Here is a 24131-nt window from a genome sequence, read left to right as displayed (position 1 = left end):
GAAGCCACGGTTGTGGTATATGAAACAATGAAGATATAAAACAAATCCGTGCCGTCATCCAAACCCACGAGGGAACTTATGCAATTGGACAGATTAAGCAGGCAAGATCCAGCGCAGCGCAACACGCGCTACGACATCCTGCGGGTGTTCGATGATGCGAATGCGAAGATCGACAATGATTTTGTGATGCAGAACTAAGAACGGGTACACCAAACATAGGGTAAATACTTCAAGGGTAAAATAAAGGGTATCAGCTACACATCTTGTGGTGTTTACCCCGTTATTTTTACAATATCAACAATAACGCTTATTCAATATTAATCCGTAAGGCGAGGATTAGTTATGGATAAGCGTTATTTGTCTTTTATAAGTACAATAATAAATCGGCTAGCTTTTTGATGTTTAGATACCTTGTGCTTGCTTGAGAATTCGGTCTTGACAGGACTAATACTGATTGTATACCCAGAGCTGATGCACCAACTAAGTTCTGTTCATAATCATCGACAAATATTGTTTCTGTTGCCGGCAGATGCATCGCATCAAGTGCATGGCTGAACATGCCGGGATTAGGTTTGTTTTCTCCAAGTTCAAAACTAAGTGTCATATTATCAAAATAATTATACATACCGGCATTTTTAAGAACTCTTTTGACCGACGGGTCGGTATCTGAAATAACTCCAATCTTATACTTTGCGCTCAGGACTTCAATGGTTTGCTTTGTATGATCCAAAAAAACATAATTAGCATCGTTATACACTCTATCATACGCAATGATTTCAGCTTGTTCGTTGGTAATGTGAATTTCAGGTAACCCTTCAGCCATTGTTTTATAGTATTTGGTATACCTTTCAAGCTCCTCATCTTCAGTTTTGTAAACTTCATTTTTGAGGTGCTCATTTGCTTTTGAAATTGCCGTATTGAATTGTTCTTGTGGTATTGACCCTAGTATTTGCGGATTTATGTATTCCAACGCTTTTAATGTTATCCTCCAATCACCTGTTGCAGGGCGGAAAATCGTCCAGCCAAGGTCGAGAAATATACCACGTACAGGTTTTTGTATAGTCATTTCAACTCCCCCTATAAATCCTATGATATTGTAAAAATCTATTTATAAAAGAGTAAGTAATCTGTTTTTATTTCCTATTTAACTTGTTCAACAGGCGGAGTTCAATTGAATTGTTTTTTTAAGCTTTGTTCACTTGATTCTTCACTTAATTGTAAAATTTAATCGTTATATTTTACAAAAATAGCTGAATTAATGTGATATTTTACACAACAATTTATAAGAGTTAATGTAATTTGATAGATTCATAGGTAGGGGCTATGATACAATTTTTCGGGCAGTAGTAGAACAATCTAGCAATCACAGGGAGGAAATTAGATTTATGGGAGAGAGAAGATGGAACAAGCCGATAGCTTCTTTATTGGCTACCACAGTTCTGACAGCACAGATGCTGGGCGGAGTATTTAATGTTCCTGTGCTGGCGGCAGGAAAGGCTGAGGCTTCTCCGGTGATTAATCCGGGAACCATTAATTTACGTTTGATGAGCACCACTGATGTTCATACGAACGTATATGGATGGGACTATTTCAAGGGTGCCGCCTCCGCGACTGTAGGTCTGGACCGTACTTCAACCTTAGTAAAGACTGCGCGCAGTGAAGCAGAGGGGAAATACAACCTTTTGCTGGATAACGGCGATTTAATTCAAGGAACACCGCTGGGAACGTATATGGCCCAAGTGTCTGATTTCAGGGAAAGTGAAGACCAGATTCATCCGATCATCGCAGCTATGAACCTCATGGGCTATGATACAGCAACCTTCGGCAATCATGAATTCAATTATGGTTTGGATTATCTGGACCGGACAGTTAAAGGCAATGTAAGCAGCGCAACTTATAAGGAGTCTACGGGAGCGAAGTTCCCTTATGTGAATGCAAATATTTATAATGTATCCGATAATAATAATACGTTTCAACCTTATAAAATCATTGATAAAGAGGTAAAGGATAGCAACGGCAACACAGTTACCATTAAAGTTGGCCTTCTGGGTCTGGTTACACCGCAGATTATGGAGTGGGATAAGGTAAACCTGGAGGGCAGGGTAACTGCTAAGGATATTGTGGAAACGGCGAAGAAGTTTGTTCCAGAAATGAAGGGTAAAGGTGTCGATGTTATCGTCGCCATGACGCATTCGGGGTTCGATGCGGCTGCCTCTGGTGAAAATGCAGAGAATGTCATTAACCTGCTGAGCAAGGTTGAGGGCATTGATGCCATTACCTTCTCGCATACCCACAAGGTATTCCCGACGAACGGGGATGACAGCAAGCTGGATGCTTCCTTCAAAGATCCGTCCACCAATAAACCTTATGATAATGATTTAGCCAAGGTAGATAATGCCAACGGACACATTAATGGAACTCCGGCAGTTCAAGCTGGCTATGGCGGGGGTTACCTGGGTCTTATTGATCTGAAAATCGCCCAGAACAGCAGCGGCAAGTGGACAGTAAACAAAGCAGCCTCCAAGGCTTCTACGCGCTCTATTGCTGGCGCTGCCGTTGACACCGCTATTGATGATCTTGCTGGAGCGGCACATGAAGCAACTATTAAATACGTGAATCAACCGCTTGGTGTAACATCTGCGCCGATGAACAGCTATTTTGCTATGGTGCAGGATGATCCGACAGTCCAGATCGTAACCTATGCCCAGCAGCAGTATGTATCTAACTTGATTCATACGAACGAGAATCTGGCCGGTTATAGAAACCTGCCGATCCTGAGCGTCGGTGCACCGTTCAAGGCTGGACGCAACGGCCCTGATGAATACACAGACATCAAGAAAGGCGACCTTACGATTGCCAGTGCAAGCGATCTGTATCTGTATGACAACACGCTGAAGGCTATTGTAGTTAAAGGTTCGACCGTCAAAGAATGGGTAGAGATGAGCGCAGGGGCGTTCAACCGCATCAAGCCATCCATCTCCACGCCTCAACCGCTTTTAAATTCAGCATTTGCTGTATTCAATTTCGATGTTATTGACGGGATCAAGTATACAATCGACGTGACCCGCAATGCGAAGTACAAGCCGGATGGCAGCATCAACGATCAGTCCTCCAGCCGGGTAACCTCTATTACTTATGGCGACAAGCCACTGGATCTGGATCAGGACTTCGTGGTCGTTACCAACAATTACCGTGCCAGCGGCGGCGGGAACTTCCCGGGCGTCAAAGGCGCTAACATGATTATTGATTCCCAGATGGAGAACCGCCAGGTACTGATGGATTACATCAAGGAAGCGGGAAAAGTCGATCCTACCGCAGACAACAACTGGTCGATTGCACCTATTGAAGGCAATGTTACTGTAACATTCCCGTCTTCACCTAGAGCAGCAGCGGTCGCTCCTGCAAATATTACAACCACGGATACTAAAGATGTAAGAGGTTTTGAGATCTACAACCTTGACCTGAAAAAATCCGCACCAACCCCAACGGGAGATGTTGAAGTCCATCTGCTGGGCATTAATGACTTCCACGGCCAACTGGACACTACCTCGGTGGTGAACGGGGAAGCAGTAGGCACAGCGGCAACACTTGCTGCTTATTTGAAGGAAGCCCGTGCCAAATATGAGAATTCACTGCTGTTCCACAACGGCGACTCTGTGGGCGCATCCGCTCCGGTATCTTCGATGGAACGCGACAAGCCTACGATGGAATGGATGAATCTCATGAAATTCGACGTCGGCACCCTGGGGAACCATGAGTTTGACCAAGGTGTTGAGGCTATGAAGGCTCAAATCTATGGCGGCAAGGACCCTAAGAACGAGAAAGTCGTCCATAATGGTGCAGATTTCGATTATATCAACGCCAACGCAGTAGACAGCACTACTGGTAAACCTATTATCACCCCTTATGTTGTAAAAGAAGTTGGCGGCGTGAAGATCGGCTTCATCGGAGTGGTGACCAAAGCAACGCCAAGCAAAGTATCGCCAGCCGGTACAGCCGGTGTGAAATTCCTGAGTGCCGGGGAAGAAGTCGCGGCGATTGAGAAATATGCAGCCGAGCTGAATGCCCAAGGCGTCAAGACGATCGTGGTGCTTGCCCATGATCCGGCAACAACCAAGACTGATCCAGTTACCAAAAAGAATGTATCTACCGGCGAAGCTGTAGATCTGGCTAATGCGCTTCCTGCCAATTCCCCGGTTGATGTTATCGTAGCCGGAGATAATCATGGCTATGCCAATGATACGGTGAACGGTAAGCTGATCGTTCAGGCTTACTCTTACGGAACGGCTTTTGAAGACATCAAGCTGGTGATTGACGGAGTTACAGGTACAGTGAAGAGTAAAACAGCTACTGTAACGAACACGGTTCAGAGTAAAATCGCACCGGATGCCGAAACTAAGGCGTTGGTGGACTACTATCTGAATCTGCACCCTGAACTGACCAAGCCTGTAGGAACTACTGACGGTACAATTACCCGTACAGATGCCTACACTAAAGAATCAGCATTGGGTAACCTGATTGCGGATGCTATGCGTCATGCTATTTTCAAAGAGGGCGAGAAAGATCCTGCTGACTTCGCCTTCATGAACCCGGGCGGCATCCGTGCGGATCTTCCGAAAGGCAATGTAGCGTTCGGAGATCTGGCGAAGATCCAGCCGTTCGGCAACACGCTGGTGAAGCTGACGCTGACCGGACAGCAGATCAAGACTCTGCTGCAGCAGCAATGGGCAGTTAAAGCTGACGGCACGGCAGACACGAAGACCCTGCAAATCTCAGGTCTGAAATATACAGCTAACATGTATCTGCCAGTTGCAGAACGTGTGGCTAACCTGACGAAGACAGACGGAACACCTATTGAAATGTCGAAGAGCTACACGGCTGTAGTCAATAACTTCATGGCTTCGGGCGGCGATAATTACAAGGTATTGACTGAGGCAAGCGCCTCGCTGGCCGGACCGATTGACCTGGATGTATTCTATGAATATATTAGGGACACATTCAAAGGCGGCGCGATCACGGCTTCCATTGAAGGCCGGATCACCAATGTTGAGAAAGACCCTGGAACGGTTACTCCGAGCCCAAGTCCTAGCTCTAATCCGAACCCTGGTAACCCTGGACCGGTTACAACTGCAACACCGAAGCCAACGGCTTCGCCTTCGGCCACTCCAAGTCCGGCTCCTTCGGCTACACCGGCCGCAACGGCAGCTCCAATGCCAAGCCCGGCTGTACCTGCTGTAGCCTTCAAGGATCTGGGCAAGGTAGCCTGGGCCGCAGATGCCATTAATGCACTGGCAGCCAAAGGCATTATCAAAGGGATGGACGGCACGAACTTTGCGCCCATCCAAAGTGTGACCCGCGCTGAATTCGTTACAATGCTCGTTCGTTCGCTTGAACTTGGCAATACGGCTTCACCTGCGAAATTCAGCGATGTGAAGCATGGAGTCTGGTACACGGATACGATTGCTGCGGCTGTGAATGCAGGTCTTGTAAAAGGCTCTGGCAACGGTAAATTCGAGCCGGGCCGTGAGATTACCCGTGAGGAAATGGCGATTATGATCGCGAATGCCCTTAAGGGTCAGCTGCAGCCGGTTGATGCTGCAACGTTGAACAAATTCACGGATAAGGCCAAGATTGCCCCTTACGCCCAGCAGGCAGTGGCACAGCTGACTCAGATGGGTATCGTCAACGGTGTGGATGCCAAGCAGTTCGCACCGAAGAGCATGGCCAACCGTGCCCAGGCTGCGGTCATTATCTTCCGTATGCTGGAGAACAAAGCTTCATAAGTTAAAGTTTCATCATCATGTAATCATGAAATGATAATCAATCAGAGGAGGGCCCGTGCTGAAATAGCACGGGCCTTCTCTGGACTTAGGCCAGACAGCCGTTTTGCGCTTGACGGAAGATAAGCTGAGATTTATAATTGCCTTAATTCATGTTATCAGCGTTGACAAAGATACGAACCACTTGCTTTGGACCGTTTCAGAGAGAGGAAGCCTCAGGCTGCAACTTCCTCCGGTACCGGCTGTTGGTTTACCCCTTTGTAGCTGCGGTTATGAACTCCTGATTGCTTCCGTACTCCGGAACCTTAACGGATAGTAAGAACCGCCGGTTCATGGCCGTTATCCCCATGCTAACGAAGGATTATATTCTGCAGTGAAGCTGAAGTATAAGCGGCGGCTGCCAGGATAGATCGAATTTGGGTGGAATCACGGGTGCAATCACTCGTCCCTTTGCGGGACGGGTGTTTTTTGTGTGCAGAAGCTATGAGTGATAGCCGCTTGCAGGCTTAGGCTTGCGAAGTGAGTGTGTATGAAGAGTTCGAGGAAGTATAGCCCAACAAACCTTAGGAGGAAGTAATCATGTCAGTAAATATTAAGCTTCCGGACGGATCGGTCCGGGAATACGCAGACGGCAGCAGCATTGATGATGTAGCCGCCTCTATCAGCAGCGGACTGCGCAAGAACGCCGCAGCAGGCAAGCTCAACGGGATTGTCGTAGACCTGTCAACACCGCTGCAGGAAGGCGATCTGGTAGAGATCGTAACGCTTGATTCGCCGGAAGGTCTTGAAGTGATGCGCCACAGTACAGCTCACCTCATGGCGCAGGCGGTAAGACGCCTGTTCGGAACCAAGGAAGTGAAGCTTGGAGTCGGTCCTGTGATCGAAGACGGCTTCTATTATGACATGGATCTGGAGCATCCGCTCAATCCCGAGGATCTGCTGAAGATCGAGAAGGAAATGGACCGCATTGTCTCGGAGAATCTGCCGATTGTCCGCCATGAGGTCAGCCGGGGAGAAGCACTGGAGCGCTTCGGCGAGCTGGGTGATCCTTACAAGCTGGAGCTGATTGAAGCCCTGCCGGAAGACAGTGTAATCACAATTTATGAGCAGGGCGAATTCTTCGACCTTTGCCGTGGCCCGCATTTGCCGTCTACGGCCAAGATCAAGGTATTCAAGCTGATGAATGTGGCCGGGGCCTACTGGCGCGGAGACAGCAAGAATAAGATGCTGCAGCGTGTATACGGCACAGCCTGGATCAAGAAGGCTCAGCTGGATGAGCATCTGCGCCTGCTGGAGGAAGCGAAGAAGCGCGACCACCGGAAGCTGGGCAAGGAGCTGGAAATTTTTACTTTCAACCAGTTAGTTGGACAAGGTCTGCCGATCTGGCTGCCTAAGGGCGCGAAGCTGCGCAGCATTCTGGAGCGTTATATTGTGGATCTGGAAGCGAGCCTAGGATACCAGCATGTCTACACTCCGGTGCTGGGGAACGTAGAGCTGTACAAGACTTCCGGGCACTGGGAGCACTATCAGGAAGATATGTTCCCTAAGATGACTATCGATAACGAAGAGTTCGTGCTGCGCCCGATGAACTGCCCGCACCACATGATGATCTACAAGAGCTCGATGCACAGCTACCGCGATCTGCCGATCCGTATTGCCGAGCTTGGGATTCAGCACCGTTATGAAATGTCGGGAGCCTTGACAGGTCTGCATCGTGTGCGTTCCATGACGCTGAATGACTCGCATATCTTCTGCCGTCTGGACCAAATCAAGAGCGAGTTCATCCGCGTGCTGGAATTGATTAAGCAGGTATACAGTGACTTCGGTATTGAAGATTACCGGTTCCGCCTGTCCTATCGTGATCCTAAGGATACTGAGAAATATTATGCCAACGACGAGATGTGGGAGACAGCACAGCGCATGCTGCGTGAGGTAGTTGAAGAAGCCGGTCTGCCGTTCTACGAAGCCGAAGGCGAAGCGGCCTTCTATGGTCCGAAGCTTGATGTGCAGATTAAGACTGTACTCGGCAAAGAAGAGACACTCTCGACCGTACAGATTGACTTCCTGCTGCCGGAGCGCTTTGAGCTGGAATATGTCGGCGATGACGGCCAGAAGCACCGTCCGGTTGTCCTGCACCGCGGGATTCTGGGAACCATGGAACGGTTCGTAGCCTTCCTGCTGGAGAACTTTGCCGGTTCACTGCCGCTCTGGCTGTCCCCGCAGCAGGTGAAGATTATTCCAGTATCGTCAGCCTTCGACGAGTATGCGAAGGAAGTGGAAGCGAAGCTGCTGCGCAGCGGAATCCGTGCGGAAGTGGACTTACGCAATGAGAAGATGGGCTATAAGATCCGTGAAGCTCAGCTTGAGAAGCTGCCTTACATGTTTGTAGTCGGTGAGAACGAGATGAACGCCGGCAGCGTGTCGATCCGCAAACGCGGTGAAGGGGATATTGGTGCCCGGGCGCTGCAGGAAGCCATTGATTCGCTTGCACAGGAAATTGCCGGACGTGTAATCTAATTCAGTCTGCTTACTGAACCTCTGTTATAAGCCTCATGAGACCGCCACGGTGTGGTGTCATGTATAAAGTTTTGTGAATCGGGAAACCCTCGTACTATGGGGAGGGTTTAACTAATGAACAAAATGGGCTTATACCAGAGGTTTTGGTGTCTTTTCGTCACGATTGTCCTTATGCTGACCGCTGCCGGGATCTTCCCGGATTACGTGCGTAAGTCGGCTCAGGCGAGAGGGATGGAAGACACTGCAGTACAGCATGGAAGCAGCATACAGAAGCAGTCACCCGTTGATCGTCAGCAGGCAGGCTCAGCATCCCGTCTGGGAGGCTCTTCAAGAGCCGTACAGCCGGATGCCGCAGACAAGGACAAGGCTGCTAAGCCAGAGGTACAGGCAGCTAGGCCTAAGAATGCTGTCAAAGCACCCGGCTCGGTACCGGTAGCCGCTCCGGCTCCAGAGCAGATTATCACCTCGCTGAAAGTAATGGCGACCGGCTATACAGCCGGATACGAATCCACAGGCAAGACCGCGAAGCACCCGGAGTACGGGATTACGTATTCAGGAGTTAAGGTACGGCGGGACAAAAATGCGGTATCCACGATTGCAGCGGACCCGAAGGTGCTGCCGCTGGGAAGTATTTTATATATACCGGGTTACGGATATGGAATTGTGGCCGATACCGGATCGGCAATCAAAGGACGCAAGATCGATCTCTACTTCAGCACCACCAAGCAGGTCTACAAGGAATGGGGCAAGAAGTCGGTCGTGGTTCAAGTGATCAAGCGCGGTGACGGCAAATGCACAGAAAGTATGCTGAAGAGTCTTGGTCATGCTATTCAGACTTATAATGCGGTTCCGCAATATTTGCTGGAAGAAGCTATTTAGCGGATGCTTTCGCTGGGCAATCCGGGAGTTTGAATTTATTTTCACGTGAGCATGCATAATACAGCGGGCTGCTTCCCATAATATCGACTGGGGCAAATATTTGCTTCTTCCGATACAATAGGGAGGTGATTCTCGTGGCTAATTCCAAGAAACCAAAGGTACAGGAAAATTTCAAAACACCAAATGAAAAATACAATGCAGAGTTCGCTGTTGAAAATGACGGTGCGACTAAGCAAAGCAGCAATTCTATGACCAAACCGGCTCAGAAACCGCAGCAGTAATGCTGGGTTCCCGGTAAGCTCCTGAAGCAACAAGCTGTCCTGCCATGTCCGGATTACGGGCTGGAGGGCAGCTTTTTTAATGAATTTATATGTTTGTGGGGTTCTTTTATGCAGCTATAATATCACTTAATATTCCAGCTGTCTCGGTCTGGAGACTGAGATACGGTTCCTTCTTACGCCGCTGTTCTCTGCCGCATTCTTCCTGTAGACTAAGGTTATAAGTGTTCAAGAGGAAGAGTTGTATTTACGACAAGGAGGATGACATTATGAAACGAAGGTTCACCAGCCAGGTACTTGGCGGCCTGCTCCTCATCGGTCTGGGGGGAATGTTCCTGCTCCGGCAGATGGGCTATACGGATTTTAGTCTGGGTTCACTGATTTCCACCTATTGGCCGGTTATTCTGATCGTGATGGGCGTACAACGGTTTTTGGCCCCGGATGAGGAGCGTTCAAGATTCTCTGCAACACTCGGCGGATTTATATATCTGGCGATCGGTGTGTTTTTCCTGGGACGGAATTTAGACTGGTTCTACTATTCTGCAAGCGACTTCTTCAAAATGCTGATTCCGGTCATGCTGATCGGCGGCGGATTATCCGTCATCTTCAGACCGCGGCCGAGCACTCCGCCAATACCTCCGGCACCGCCTTCGCCGCCCGGCTACTACCCGCCTGGACCCGGTAAGAGTCCGCTGGATACAGCGCCTCCCGCTCCGCTCGAATCTACGCTCGATCAGCAGTTCGAGCAGAAATTCGGAAAGCCGGCTGGCAGCGTGGACCGGAACTGGAATGATTATCTGCATAAGAATGAGGAAGACGCAGACGGTAACCCGCTGCATGCCTCGGCAGATACCCGCTGGCAGGAGAAGCAGGAGCGCCAGGAGCGCAGACGCCAAGAACGTCAGGAACGGCATGCCCGCCGTCATGGCGAATGGCATGAGGAGTTCCAGGATTCCGGGAATGATAAGGATGCGACGAACCGCTCGGCTTTTATCGGCGATGTGCATATGGGCAAGGAGCATTTTCAACTGAAGCGGACCAATATTTCGCAGTTCATTGGGGATACGGTGCTGGACCTGACCAATGCGCAGATTCCTTACGGCGAGACAAAGATTAATATCTCTGCTTTTGTAGGCGACATTAAGGTATACATTCCAGACGATATGGATCTCGGTGTGTCTGTGAATGGCAGCTCGTTCATCGGTGATATGCAGGTGCTTGAGCAGTCGCGCAGCGGATTCATGAGTAATGTGCAGTGCAAGACGCCTTATTACAAGGAATCGGGCAAAAAGGTCCGTATCAACGTTAGCTGCTTCATCGGTGACGTTAAAGTTAAAACGGTGGGTTAAAATGGGGATCTTCAGTAATACCAAGTGGATGCTGCTGGTGTATTTCCTGCTTAGCGGCGGGGTGACAGCGGGGCTGATGTATGCCGGGACATGCCTGGGCTATATTCAGGTGGTGGATACCCGGATGTGGATCTACCTGTGTCTGGGCATTGTACTATTCACAGTTATCATTGGGTACATCGCCGGTCAGCGGATTCAGCGGCGGATCGATCATCTGGATCTGAATATGCTGCAGGTGGCCAAAGGGAATATGTCGGTGCGGATGCCGGAGAGCGAGGACCAATCTTTTGCACGCGTCTACCATGAGTTCAACATTATGATGGATACGGTCGAGAAGAAGATGAAGCGGCTCCAGCAGCTCGGGGAACAGGAAGTCATTGAGAAGGAAAAGGCAGCGGAGAGCGCGGTACTGGAAGAGCGCAGGCGTATGGCCCGGGATCTGCATGATACGGTGAGCCAGCAGCTGTTCGCTATTCACATGTCCGCCTCCTCGCTGCCTAAAGTGCTTGAACGCAGCGCCGAGCATGGGCAGACGGTGATGGATCAACTGATCAGCATGTCCCAGATGGCGCAGAAGCAGATGAGGGCGCTGATCGCACAGCTGCGTCCGGTGGAGCTGGAGGGGCGCAATCTGTTCGAGGCACTGGAGAAGTGGTTCCCGGATTACTGCCGCCAGAACGGGCTCAAAGGGGTGAAGGAGCTCGAGCTTCAGGGTGAGCTGTCCGAAGCCATTGAGCATCAGCTGTTCCTGATTATTCAGGAATCAATGGCGAATATCGTGAAGCATGCCGGTGCACGGGTGGTCAGTCTGTCCCTGCGGGAGGTGCCGCGCCAGGTGGTGCTGAGCATCAGCGATGACGGTCAGGGCTTCGAGCATGTTCAGCACAAGCAAGGCTCCTACGGGCTCACGACTATGCGTGAGCGTGCCGAGAAGCTCGGCGGCCAGGTCGAGATTATCAGCCGCAGGGGAGCGGGAACGACGATCCGCGTACATATACCAAAGTTTGTCCAAGGAACTGAGGCCGATTCTGAAGAGGCTTGATATGCTCAGCGGGGATGAAGCTGGGGCTGTATCATGCTTATATAATGTTAGGGGGAGTGCAGAATGAGTCTCGTAAAAGTACTGCTTGTAGATGATCACGATATGGTGAGGATGGGCCTCAAAACCTATCTGATGCTGGACCCGATGTTTGAAGTGATCGGAGAAGCAGCCAACGGTCATGAAGCGTTGGCGATGCTCCGTGAACTGGGGCAGGAGGCGCTGCCGGATCTGGTGCTGATGGACCTGATGATGCCGGTAATGAACGGAGCTGAGACCACCCGCGCGGTCCTGGCTGAATTCCCCGGGCTTAAGATTGTCATCCTAACCAGCTTCCTGGAGGATGATCTGGTGGTTGATGCGATTGAAGCCGGGGCTGTCAGCTACGTGCTTAAGACCGTCTCGGCAGAAGAGCTGATCTACGCTCTCCAAGGCGCCTATCGCGGCATGCCGGTGATGACCGGCGATGTGTCCCAGGCACTGACCCGCGGCATCCGCCAGCGCACGGTCCAGGGCGACACCTCCGGCTTGACCGAGCGGGAGAAGGAAGTGCTGCTGCTGATCGCCGAGGGCAAGACGAATAAGGATATCGGCGAGGAACTGCATATCAGCATCAAGACCGTGAAGACCCATGTCAGCAACCTGCTGATGAAATGCGAGCTGGACGACCGCACACAGCTGGCAATCTACGCCCACCGCAAGGGCTGGGCGCAGGGGTAGCCAGCTGCAGGGTTTTTTGAATGATGAATCTATAATGATCTATTGAACCGATAAGGAGGCTATCCGAATAGCAAACGCTAATCTGATGAAGGAAATTAACCTGAATAATGTGCGCCAGGTGATGAAACGTATGGAGACGGCTACAAAACCCCAGCTAGCTGCACTGACCAAGCTGAGCGTAGTAACTGTGAACTCATTAGTGAAGGAACTGTCCGAGTTAGGGGAGTTGTTTGAAGACTTGGTGGTGCCTTCCAACGGGGGCAGACCCGCACAGACCTATCGCTATAATTACGATTTCAGCCTTGCGTTGGTGATGTACGTGACAGAAAAAGCGGGGAAGGTCCTGGTCTCCTCCGCAGTTATCAATTTGAGGGACGATATTCTGATGAAGGATGAGCATATCATCCCGGTTTTCGAAAGAGATTTTATCTATACAATCATTGAACATGCACTAAGCCAGTATCCTTCGGTCAAGGTGATTGGCTTAGGTATTCCGGGACAAGCGGTAAATGGTGAAATTAAGGTCAGCAGTCTCAGGGAACTGACGGGCTCACGGTTAATAGAAGAAATCGAGACCCGGTTTGGGCTGCCTATTCTGGTGGAGAATGATGTGAATGCAGCGATCAGCGGATATTGCATGAAGCATATCGAAGGCGAAGAGCAATATTTACTGGGTCTCTACTTTCCGAACGGTTACCCGCCGGGTATGGGGATATACCTGCACGGCAGCATCCTAAAAGGAAATCAGGGGATGTCAGGAGAGGTAAAGTTCCTTCCCGATATGCCTGAGTGGAGCGTGGAGATGACCCGGGACACATTCATAGCGGTAACCTGCAGGATCTTACAAACGGTGAATGCTGTGCTGGCCCCGGATAGAATTGTCATCTATCAGGACAGAGTGGAGGAGGAAGTCTGGACAGTGGCCTGGACAGCCTATCAGCTTCAGCATCCCATGCCTGTTTATCCGGAGGTCGTCTTACAGCACACCTTCCAGGAAGATTTCGAGCACGGTCTGCGGAGGCTGACCCTGAAGGAGTTAGAGCCTGAGCCCGGCTAAATCGAACGTACTAAGAACCCTTGTTAAATACAGGGGTTTTTTGTTGTTTTCTGGATGAGTAAAACCGCTCCTTGACAAAAAATAAGAGAGAGAACATACTTAGTATATATACTTTATAAAGAATATTTATTAAGTTATTATAGGAGGAGAATCTTTGTCTACGTATTTTTTGATTATTATTTATCTGGCTTTTATTAGTCTGGGACTTCCTGATTCTTTACTTGGCTCTGCGTGGCCCGTGATCTGGCCGGAGATGGGTTCATCGCTGGGATCAGCGGGAATCATCTCGATGATTATTGCCGCAGGGACCATCGTGTCCAGTCTGTTCAGCAATACAATCGTGAAACGCCTGGGGACAGGACGAATTACCTTTGTCAGTTGCCTCTTAACCGCCGCCTCATTGTTCGGATTCTCCGTGTCGCCATCCGTGTTGTGGTTCATTGTAATGGCGGTTCCGCTAGGTCTTGGGGCAGGAGCAGTGGACGCGGCGCTGAATCATTATGTGGCTGAACATTACAAGGCTCATCATATGAGCTGGCTGCACTGCTTTTGGGGCGTAGGCGCGACCCTGGGACCCATGATTATGGCAGTCAATCTCGTACACGCCCAGTCCTGGAGAGGAGGATATGCGGTAGTTGCCGGCATTCAGTTCGGATTCGCGATGATTCTGTTAGTGACGCTTCCGCTATGGAAAAAGGTTGCTGCCACGCGTGAGCCTCAGCTTCCCGCATCGCTTAGCGGCAATTTTCCAGATGAAGCGGCAGCGAACCTTAAGCCGAAGGAGAACACTATCCGCTTGCGGGGGGTTAAGCCTACGCTGTTGACGTTTTTGTTGTACTGCGGAATAGAAGCAATGGTTGGACTTTGGGGCGCCAGCTATCTGGTAGGCGCAAGAGGGATTGCACCAGATACAGCGGCGGCATGGATCTCCGTATACTACGCGGGCATTACAGTTGGCAGGCTGATTACCGGCTTCATCACTTTGAAAGTCCATAACCGCCTGCTTATCCGTTACGGTCAATTGGTGACCATTATAGGCGGAGCTATTCTTGTAATCCCGCTCCAGCCGGCCCTCTCACTTGCAGGACTGATATTGATTGGTCTTGGCCTCGCACCGATTTATCCGGGTCTCCTGCATGAGACGCCGGGCCGGTTCGGCAAGGAGAATTCAGCCCGTTTAATCGGGTATCAGATGGCGGTAGCCTATACGGGGACAACGTTAATTCCGCCGTTATTCGGACTTTTATCCGTGCGCACCAGCATTGCCGTATTCCCCTTTGCTGTACTTACGCTCCTGATCTTCATGTTCTGCAGTGCAGAGCGGGTGAACCGGCTGCTGGGCCAATCCACTTTGGGGAGGGAATAAACCGGGTGGCTTATATTCTTATATGCGCAATCATCTGGCTGGCAGCCTACTTTCATATGGCGGCTTTTAAAGAACCTATGGAAGTGAAGCCTATCCGTACTGTAGAAGATCTGTTTGATTAATCAAACTATTTATAATCGTCAGGGTATCTTTTATCTCCGCTTAAATTGTTTTTAATGTGACCTTAAGGTTTACAGTACAAAATAAGGACATCAAAACAAATAACACTTTGCCTGACACGGCAAGGCGCGGGAGGAAAGTAACATGGACGATAACAAAAACAACTTCAATCGTGAGAACAACTACAATCGTGATCATGAACCGGGACCGGATCGTGAATGGGACAATAATCATAATGATACTGATAACAGCACTAATTCATCCGCAGAAGGCGGCTCCTACTACTATTCTTACGGACCTTTCAAATCGATGAACAATGATGAGATGAACGGCAATGACCCGCAGCATTATAACCGCCGCGAACCTGAGCGGGTTGAGGTTACACCTCCACAGCCGGTGAAGTCCTTACCGTATAACACCTCGCTCCGCACTACCGGCAATGACGGGAACGGCGGACGGGGCGGCAATCCTCCTGAGGGGGGCAACGGCTGGCAATATAATCGTAAGCCGAAGAAACCGGTGAAGGCGGTACTGGTATCTTTTCTCGCCGGAATGGTAGTTTTATCAGGCTCCATGTTCATGGCAGACCGGGGGAACTGGTTCACCGGAGGCCAGGAGGCAACCACGGTTGCAACGAATCCGGCAGGGAAGACGGCAAGCGGCAGTGCTAATATTACACCTTCCAATTCCGCAGCGGCGCTGGTCACCGGCTCAGGAGACGTATCCGGCGTAGTTGAAGGGGTAGGGCCGGCAGTCGTCAAAATTGAGACACTGGTGAAAGCGAGCAACTCGCGGAACAGAAGCAGCAGCCCGAATATGAGCGATCCGTTCTCACAGTTCTTCTTCGGTGATCAATTCGGCGGAGGGGGTTCCGGTTCGAATAATTCGGAATCCCAGCCGGGCTCGAATAATTCTTCTCCGCAGCTTACACCTTACGGTATTGGCACAGGCTTCATCTATGATTCTGCCGGATACATTTTGACTAATCAGCACGTTGTTGATAATGCCGATGTGATTCAGGTTACGGTGGATGGCAACACTAAGACTTATGAAGCGAAGCTGCTGGGCTCAAGCAAGGATCTGGACCTTGCTGTACTGAAGATTGAAGGATCGAACTTCCCGTCCGTAGCCCTTGGCGATTCCGACAGCATTAAAGTCGGCTCAGAGGTCGTGGCGATCGGGAACCCGCAGGGCTTCGACCATACGGTGACAACCGGGGTGCTAAGCGCCAGAGGCCGCAGTATTGATATCAACGAAGAAGACGGCAGTGGTACAAAAACCTACAAAAATCTTCTGCAAACCGACGCCTCGATCAACCCGGGGAACTCCGGCGGACCGCTGCTCAACATGAACGGCCAGGTCATCGGTATGAACGTTGCAGTAAGCAGAGATGCTCAGGGTATCGGCTTTGCGATTCCGGTAAATACCATTAAAGGCGTGGTAGATAAGCTTGAAGCCAATCAGGAAATTCCTAAGGAACCGGTACCTTTCATTGGGGCTACGCTAATGACGATTACCGATGAAGTTGCCAAGCAAATGGGGACAACGATTAAAGAAGGCTCTGTAGTGGCTGAAATTGTCTTCAAATCTCCTGCGTATACAGCGGATCTGCGTCCTTACGATATCATTACTGGAATTGACGGAAAGAGCTACGCTACCAGCCAGGATCTGATCACTTATATCCAGACGCTTAAGGTAGGCGATAAGGCGACTCTGAATGTGGTCCGTGACGGCAAAAAGCTGGATCTGCCGGTAACGATCGGCAATAAGAATGATTTCGAGACTGCACAGACTCAGAAGCAATAAGCACACTAGACGGTGAGCGGCAGAGCGGAAGGGGCAACCCTTCCGCTCTGTGCTGTTCGTGTACGGATGCGGAGAGACGGGTGCATCTGATACAATAGAGATATATGAATGAGACAATGGGGGCTGCCGGATGCGACCGAATATACTGATAATTGATGATGATGAGAAAATAACCTCCATGCTCCGCCGCGGGCTGGCATTTGAGGGCTATGATGTCAAGACCGCGTCCAACGGGGCAGACGGGCTGCGCGCCGTTCTGAATAGTGATCCCGATGTGGTCATTCTGGACGTTATGATGCCACAGGTGGACGGGTTCGAGGTATGCCGCCGTCTGCGGGAGGGTGGAAGCAGTGTTCCTGTGCTGATGCTGACCGCGAAGGATGAAATCGAGCACCGGGTGAAGGGGCTGGACCTCGGCGCAGATGACTATCTGGTGAAGCCGTTTGCGCTGGAGGAGCTGCTGGCCAGAGTCCGGGCGCTGCTCCGGCGCAAAAGCGAGCAGGGCGGAAGCCCGGATCAGGCGGTCACCTATGAGGATATTACGCTGGATGTGGATTCCCGGGAAGTGACCCGCGCCGGGCGGCGCCTAGAGCTGACGGCGAAGGAATTCGAACTGCTGCATCTGTTCATGCAGAATCCGAAGCGGGTGCTCTCCCGCGATCTCATTATGGATAAGATCTGGGGCTATGATTACAGCGGGGAATCCAATGTCCTGGAGGTATATATTGCCATGCTGCGCCAGAAGACGGAGGAGCATGGCGGCAAGCGACTGATTCAGACGATCCGGGGAGCCGGTTACATCCTAAGAGGTGACTAATATGTCCATACGTTTGCGGCTCACTGCCTGGTATTCAGGGATTCTTGCCGTTATGCTGCTAGTCTTGTCAGCCGTAATCTACGGCTTTGTCTATATTAATACGTATGGCGATTTGAAAAGCCGGCTCCTGACCCAGTCCCATCAGGTTGAACTGAAGCAGGGGCTGACTTCTGACGGCAATCTGCAGCCGGTGCTAGGCGGGCCGGCGGGCCAAAGCCTGTTCGCCCAGATGTACATCTATGATCTGGACAGGCTGATCCCCAGTCCGAACATGACCGAGATCAGCTTGAAGTTCAAGGTTCCCGCCAAGGAGGATCTCCCCGGAGAGGAGGGGTTCCTGCAAGCCAGCTATGGCGGCAATCCTTTTCTGATCTATCAGAAGGGCTTCGACATTAATCTCAATAACAGCAGTTTCCCTGCTGTCCTTCAGGTTGCCGTGTATACGGGGGAGCAGGTCACCCTGCTGAACCGGCTGAAGAATATTTTGCTGGCCGGCTCCTTTGCTACCCTGCTCGCAGCCTTCACCTTCGGCCTCTTCCTGGCACGTAAGGCGATGAGTCCGATTGGCAAGGTCATTGAAGCTGCGAACGGGATACAGACGGGAACTGACCTTAGCTCGCGGATCGTATATGACGGTCCGCAGGATGAGATCGGGCGGCTGATTGAGACGGTGAACAGTATGCTCGGGCGGATGGAGGGCTTTTATACGGGGCTGGAGGAGGCCTATGCCACGCAGCGCCGCTTCGTCTCGGATGCTTCGCATGAGCTGCGGACACCGCTTACAACTATCCGCGGGAATATTGATCTGCTGCAAAAGGTCTGGGAGATGAAGCCGGATGACAGCCGGATGTCCGAGGCGGATATCCGCCAGCTCTCGATTGAATCGGTGAAGGATATCGCTGATGAAGCGGCACGAATGAGCCGTCTGGTAGCGGATATGCTCTCCCTGGCCCGGGCGGATACCGGCCGGACCTTTGAGATCGAGCCGGTAGCACTGGAGCCGATGATGACTGAAGTGGCCCGCCGGGCGTCCTTCCTGACGCGTGAGGCGGAGTGGTCTGTCGGTGATATGGGCCATCTGAACGGTAAGTATATCCTGGGCAATAAGGATTATCTGCAGCAGATGATGTTTATTTTCATTGACAATGCGTTCAAATATACCCCGGCCGGTGAAGTTGCGCTGGATGCATTGCTGTATCAGAATCAGGTGGGAATCCGCATTGCCGATACGGGAATCGGGATGGACAAAGATGAGGTGCCGCATATCTTCGACCGCTTCTACCGCGCAGATGAATCCAGAGGAATTACGGAAGGTATCGGGCTCGGATTGTCCATTGCCAAATGGATTATTGAGGAGCATGGAGGCTCTGTTGAGGTGGTTACCCGTCAGGGGGAAGGGACTACCTTTGTGATCTGGCTGCCGCTTCTCTTTGCCCCGCCGCTGGAATAGGGTATAATTGAGTGGCTCCTATTACAGCAGTCATTGACAGCAGAAAGCGGTGAATTCATGGAAGTCATCAAAATCTCTCCCCGGGGTTATTGCTATGGCGTCGTCGATGCTATGGTGATGGCACGGCAGGCTGCGCAGAATCTTGATTTGCCCCGGCCGATTTATATACTGGGCATGATTGTACACAACAGCCATGTCACGAACTCCTTCGAGGATGACGGGATCATTACGCTGGACGGGCATAACCGTCTGGATATTCTAGATAAAGTAGATAAGGGAACAGTCATCTTCACAGCGCACGGGGTATCTCCCGAGGTCCGTAAGATGGCACGCGCCAAAGGGCTTACTACGGTAGATGCCACCTGTCCGGATGTGACCAAGACGCATGACCTCATCAAGGAAAAGGTAGACGAGGGCTGTGAAATTATCTATATCGGCAAGAAAGGCCATCCGGAGCCCGAAGGTGCGGTGGGAATTGCGCCGGAGCATGTCCATCTGATCGAGAAGGAAGAGGACATTGCCGGCCTCTCTATTCCTTCCTCACGGATTGTCATTACCAATCAGACCACAATGAGCCAGTGGGATATTAAGCATATTATGCGCAAGCTGCTGGAGACTTTCCCCGGCGCTGAGGTCCATAATGAAATCTGCATGGCTACGCAGGTACGGCAGGAAGCTGTCGCTGAACAGGCGGGCCAGTGCGAGCTGGTTATTGTGGTCGGTGATCCGCGCAGCAATAACTCTAACCGCTTGGCACAAGTATCAGAGGAGATCGCTGGAGTTACGGCCTACCGGATCGCTGACGTCTCCGAGCTGAACACGGAGTGGCTGAAGGGAATCACCAAGGTAGGTGTGACTTCCGGCGCTTCTACGCCGACACCGATCACCAAGGAAGTTATTAATTATCTGGAGCAGTATGACGAAGCGAAGCCGGAGACCTGGGAGATCAAGCGCACGGTCAATATGGCGAAGCTTCTGCCTCCGGTGAAGAATAAGACAGCAAGCACCAGCTGACAGCTCTGAATCACGATGAACTCATAGCGATTAACCGGCAGTACGGCCTGAGCGGGCTGTGCTGCTTTTTTTCGAAATATAAGAATTTTATGTTGCACACGATAAATTATCCTTCTATTTCTCGCTGAAACGGTACCGTCCTTATAAAAGGACAGCAATGCCGTTTCCACTTGTTTTGCCACATAGAATTCACACAGAACGGGGGAATAATGGTTGACTGAAAGGGGAATATGCGATAAAATCACTTTAGTGCTTAAAAGCGTACACGCGTCGTAGCGAGATAGTGAATTAGAGAATCGGCAGTGTTCCGGTCTATCCAACAACACTAATACGGGTCCAAAAGGGGAGCTATAATATGATCGTTATTACATCCAACCAAACACCTCAGGAACAGGTGAATGAGATTATTGCCGTGATTGAGAAGGAAGGCTTGCAGGTCCACCTCTCTGTAGGGGCTGACCATACCGTAATCGGACTGGTCGGGGGTGTCACTCCGAAGCTTGCCGAGCATCTGCGCCAGATGAAGGGCGTAGAGAATGTAGTTAAGATTACCAAATCCTATAAGCTGGCAAGCCGCGACTTCCATCCGGAGGATACAGTTATCGATATCCGCGGAGTGAAGATCGGCGGGGAGAACATGGTTATTATGGGCGGTCCGTGTGCCGTGGAATCTCCAGAGCAGATCGATGAGATTGCCCGGCTGGTCAAGGCTTCCGGCGGCCAGGTGCTGCGCGGAGGTGCCTTCAAGCCGCGTACCGGACCTTACAGCTTCCAGGGGGTTGGCGTGGAAGGGCTAACAATGATGGCTGAAGCCGGCAAACGTCACGGCCTGTTGACCATTACTGAGGTTATGACGCCGGAATATGTGGATATCTGTGCCGAGCATGCGGATATTCTTCAGGTAGGTACACGCAACATGCAGAACTTTGACCTGCTGCGCAAGCTGGGGACCTGCGGCCGTCCTGTGCTGCTGAAGCGCGGGTTCAGTGCGACCTATGATGAGCTGCTGAATGCGGCGGAATACATTCTCGCCGGAGGCAACCGGGATGTCATGCTGTGCGAGCGCGGCATCCGTACCTTCGAGACCTACACGCGCAACACCCTGGATCTGTCGGCCATTCCTGTGCTGCAGAACCTCAGCCACCTGCCAGTAATCTCTGACCCGAGCCACGGCACCGGACGCCGTGAACTGGTAGCCCCTATGGCCAAGGCCTCGGTTGCTGCAGGCGCCAACGGTCTGATCATCGAGATGCATACTGACCCCGATAACTCCATGACCGGTGACGGCGTGCAGTCCCTGTTCCCTGAGCAATTTGACAGCCTGCTGCGGGATCTGGAGAAGCTGGCACCGCTGGTGGGCCGCAAGTTCTCTCCGTCTCTGGAGGCTTCATCTGTAGTATAATGTTCAACCTGTAATTGACTATTGAACAGCTCTCTTCTCCCGCTTCAGGCTGGGGGATGAGGGCTGTTTTTACTGCCTACGGGACAAAGGTGACATGGAATCCGGATGAATTTGGTATTTTCACCAAAGCGTCAGAATATCTTACATTGTCGCAAGAAATACCTGACATAAGCATTGACGATGTTAGGTATGCGATTTATAATGACGACAGCAAAAAAATAAAAACAAGAACATTTGATACGATGAGCGGCCTAATGTTCGGAATCTGGGGAGGAATTAAGCATGTCGGTTGAAAAAGTATTGCAGACGATCAAGGAAAACAATATCGAGTGGGTGGATTTCCGGTTTGTAGATTTGGGTGGACGTGCTCACCACATCTCTTTGCCAGCATCCGCAGTTGAAGAAGAAACATTTGTAAATGGAGTAGCATTCGATGGTTCTTCCATTACAGGCTTCCGGGGGATTGAAGAGTCGGATATGGTAATGATGCCTGATCCAAGCACTACTTACATTGACCCGTTCACTGCTCACCCGACACTGAACATTATGTGCGACATTTTCACACCTGATGGCGAACGTTATGAGCGCGACCCGCGCGGTATCGCAGTGAAGGCTGAAGAATTCCTGCAATCCAGCGGTGTAGGTACAGCAGCATTCTTCGCACCTGAATCCGAATTCTTCATCTTCGACGATGTACGTTACGAGAGCGGAATGAATACTTCTTCCTTCTACGTAGATTCCGAGGAAGCAGCATGGAACACTGGCCGCAAGGAAGAAGGCGGCAACATGGCATTCAAGGTTGGCGTGAAGGGCGGATACGTGCCTGTAGCTCCAGTGGATTCCCAGCAGGATATCCGCAGTGAAATGTGCCGTTTGCTTGGTGAAGCCGGCCTCGAAATCGAGCGTCATCACCATGAAGTAGCAACAGCAGGCCAAGCGGAAATCAACTTCCGTTTCGACACCCTGAAGAAAACAGCTGATAATCTCCTCACTTACAAATACATTGTGCAAAATACTGCACGTCAATACGGCAAGGTAGCAACCTTCATGCCAAAACCGCTGTTCGGCGATAACGGTAGCGGAATGCACGTTCACCAATCGATTTTCAATGGCGATGCTCCATTGTTCTACGAAAAAGGTGCATATGCCAACCTGAGTGAAATGGCGCTGCACTACATCGGCGGTATCCTGTATCATGCTCCTGCATTGATCGCGCTGACGAACCCAAGCACCAACTCGTTCAAACGTCTGGTTCCTGGCTATGAAGCGCCGGTCAACCTGGTCTACTCCAAGGGTAACCGTTCCGCTGCTGTCCGTATCCCGGTTGCTGCTGTGACACCTAAGGGCTGTCGCATCGAATTCCGTACACCGGACTCCACTGCTAACCCTTACCTGGCCTTCTCCGCTATGCTGATGGCTGGTCTGGACGGAATCAAGAAGAAGATCAACCCTGAAGAAATGGGCTACGGTCCGCTGGACAAGAACATCTACGAATTGTCTGATGCAGACAAAGAGAAGATCCGCAGCGTTCCGGGTTCCCTGGACGAAGCTCTGGATGCACTGGAGGCTGACTTCGAATTCCTGACTGAGGGCGGCGTATTCACTAAGGACTTCATCGATAACTATATCGCACTGAAGCGTTCCGAAGCTCAAGCCGTTGCTATCCGCGTTCATCCGCATGAGTACTCCTTGTACTTCGACGTATAAGAGATAGTATAAGCTAATGTGAAAATAGCTATAGCTGCATAGAGAGGCCCCTGGAATCTTTTGATTCCGGGGGCCTTTTGTATTTATCGTGTAAACAAACTTCGGTGGCGGCTGAGCGCAATGGAGGGTGAGGTGAATGGTGGAAGGTGAAAGGGATAAATCCCTCTGATTTAGCGGGGAGTTGGCTGGAAGGTGAGATGAAGGGGATAAATCCCTCAGAATTAGCTGGAAGTTGGCAAATGAGTGAAATGAAAGGGATAAATCCCTCAGATTCAGCGAAAAGTTGGCTGGAAGCTAAAATGAAAGGGATAATTCCCTCTGTTGGTGCTGCTGATGATTAAAGCTGAGGGAGAGTAATAATGAAGAGCACAAGTGCACCTGAATCCGGCAAAAGTGGGCAAATGAGCCAAATGAGGGGCACAAGTGCACCTGAATCCGGCAAAAGTGGGCAAATGAGCCAAATAGGGAGCACTAGTGCACCTTAATTCGGGGAAGATGTGTGCTAATTCGCAGATGTGGAGCCCTGTTCTCATTTGTCGTAAATAGCTTAATATTGCGGTTTCGTTAAGTTTCGTTACTAAAATAGTATTAATGCAATAAAATTACAATTATATGTAGTGATCTGAGTTTTGGAGTATTAATTGTGCACATTAATCTCTGCTCATAAGTCACAAATAAGGCTTTACAAAGGGAATTAACGGTGTGATAATGAAACCGAAACCGATTTCGGAAAGCGGTACCGGGCTTTGCGATTAAGTGTTAATGCAACAATGTGGTTATGCAATTATGTGTTACTCGACTATGTGGTTATGCAATTAATGTGTTACTCA

The 24131-nt window shown here is 50.7% G+C and carries 18 protein-coding genes; 17 read left to right on the top strand and 1 reads right to left on the bottom strand.

Going from position 1 to position 24131, the window contains the following annotated elements; translation table 11 throughout:
* Positions 1-364: 364 nt before the first annotated feature.
* Positions 365-1066: an HAD family hydrolase gene (locus tag MKX42_RS24990; protein ID WP_340755440.1), complete on the bottom strand. Its 702-nt coding sequence runs from the start codon at positions 1064-1066 to the stop codon at positions 365-367.
* 319 nt (positions 1067-1385) lie between these two features.
* Here MKX42_RS24990 and MKX42_RS24985 point away from each other — a divergent pair, with 319 nt between their 5' ends.
* From MKX42_RS24985 to MKX42_RS24905, 17 genes are all read left to right on the top strand, one after another.
* On the top strand, positions 1386-5783 hold the full coding sequence (locus MKX42_RS24985) for a bifunctional 2',3'-cyclic-nucleotide 2'-phosphodiesterase/3'-nucleotidase (RefSeq protein WP_340755439.1): 4398 nt from the start codon (positions 1386-1388) through the stop codon (positions 5781-5783).
* Positions 5784-6359: 576 nt separating this feature from the next.
* Complete coding sequence (gene thrS / locus MKX42_RS24980; protein WP_340755437.1) at positions 6360-8297, top strand: threonine--tRNA ligase; 1938 nt, start codon at positions 6360-6362, stop codon at positions 8295-8297.
* A gap of 264 nt (positions 8298-8561) precedes the next feature.
* Complete coding sequence (locus MKX42_RS24975) at positions 8562-9176, top strand: 3D domain-containing protein (protein WP_340757803.1); 615 nt, start codon at positions 8562-8564, stop codon at positions 9174-9176.
* A gap of 134 nt (positions 9177-9310) precedes the next feature.
* Entirely contained in the window at positions 9311-9457 is a 147-nt protein-coding gene (locus tag MKX42_RS24970; RefSeq protein ID WP_156949683.1) for a hypothetical protein, read from the top strand.
* A 266-nt stretch (positions 9458-9723) separates the two neighbouring features.
* Positions 9724-10803, top strand: coding sequence for a cell wall-active antibiotics response protein LiaF (gene liaF / locus MKX42_RS24965; RefSeq protein WP_340755436.1), 1080 nt, complete (start codon positions 9724-9726; stop codon positions 10801-10803).
* Between the two features lies 1 nt (position 10804).
* Positions 10805-11845 (top strand): sensor histidine kinase, encoded by a 1041-nt coding sequence (locus MKX42_RS24960; RefSeq protein ID WP_340755435.1) that lies wholly within the window; start codon positions 10805-10807, stop codon positions 11843-11845.
* A 63-nt stretch (positions 11846-11908) separates the two neighbouring features.
* The gene (locus MKX42_RS24955; protein ID WP_340755434.1) at positions 11909-12562 is read left to right on the top strand and encodes a response regulator transcription factor; all 654 of its coding nucleotides are present in this window, start codon (positions 11909-11911) and stop codon (positions 12560-12562) included.
* Positions 12563-12623: 61 nt separating this feature from the next.
* The gene (locus MKX42_RS24950) at positions 12624-13619 is read left to right on the top strand and encodes an ROK family protein (protein WP_340757800.1); all 996 of its coding nucleotides are present in this window, start codon (positions 12624-12626) and stop codon (positions 13617-13619) included.
* Positions 13620-13773: 154 nt separating this feature from the next.
* The gene (locus MKX42_RS24945; protein ID WP_340755433.1) at positions 13774-14985 is read left to right on the top strand and encodes an MFS transporter; all 1212 of its coding nucleotides are present in this window, start codon (positions 13774-13776) and stop codon (positions 14983-14985) included.
* A gap of 264 nt (positions 14986-15249) precedes the next feature.
* Positions 15250-16911: a S1C family serine protease gene (locus MKX42_RS24940; protein WP_340755432.1), complete on the top strand. Its 1662-nt coding sequence runs from the start codon at positions 15250-15252 to the stop codon at positions 16909-16911.
* Between the two features lie 130 nt (positions 16912-17041).
* On the top strand, positions 17042-17728 hold the full coding sequence (locus tag MKX42_RS24935; protein WP_036722376.1) for a response regulator transcription factor: 687 nt from the start codon (positions 17042-17044) through the stop codon (positions 17726-17728).
* Position 17729: 1 nt separating this feature from the next.
* Complete coding sequence (locus MKX42_RS24930) at positions 17730-19178, top strand: sensor histidine kinase (protein WP_340755429.1); 1449 nt, start codon at positions 17730-17732, stop codon at positions 19176-19178.
* A gap of 57 nt (positions 19179-19235) precedes the next feature.
* Positions 19236-20192, top strand: coding sequence for a 4-hydroxy-3-methylbut-2-enyl diphosphate reductase (locus tag MKX42_RS24925; RefSeq protein ID WP_076079775.1), 957 nt, complete (start codon positions 19236-19238; stop codon positions 20190-20192).
* A 355-nt stretch (positions 20193-20547) separates the two neighbouring features.
* The gene (aroF, locus tag MKX42_RS24920; RefSeq protein ID WP_340755428.1) at positions 20548-21594 is read left to right on the top strand and encodes a 3-deoxy-7-phosphoheptulonate synthase; all 1047 of its coding nucleotides are present in this window, start codon (positions 20548-20550) and stop codon (positions 21592-21594) included.
* A gap of 14 nt (positions 21595-21608) precedes the next feature.
* On the top strand, positions 21609-21887 hold the full coding sequence (locus tag MKX42_RS24915; protein ID WP_340755426.1) for a hypothetical protein: 279 nt from the start codon (positions 21609-21611) through the stop codon (positions 21885-21887).
* Positions 21877-23301: a type I glutamate--ammonia ligase gene (gene glnA / locus MKX42_RS24910; RefSeq protein ID WP_036697759.1), complete on the top strand. Its 1425-nt coding sequence runs from the start codon at positions 21877-21879 to the stop codon at positions 23299-23301. The genes MKX42_RS24915 and glnA overlap by 11 nt, the downstream gene beginning before the upstream one ends.
* Positions 23302-23447: 146 nt before the next feature.
* A complete protein-coding gene (locus tag MKX42_RS24905; protein ID WP_340755425.1) occupies positions 23448-23642 on the top strand; it encodes a hypothetical protein in 195 nt (64 codons plus the stop codon).
* Positions 23643-24131: the final 489 nt, after the last annotated feature.

The organism is Paenibacillus sp. FSL R7-0204, assembly GCF_038002225.1.
Lineage (GTDB): Bacteria > Bacillota > Bacilli > Paenibacillales > Paenibacillaceae > Paenibacillus_AQ.
The sequence above is the reverse complement of the archived record's forward strand: the minus strand, read 5'-3'. Positions and strand labels throughout refer to the sequence as shown.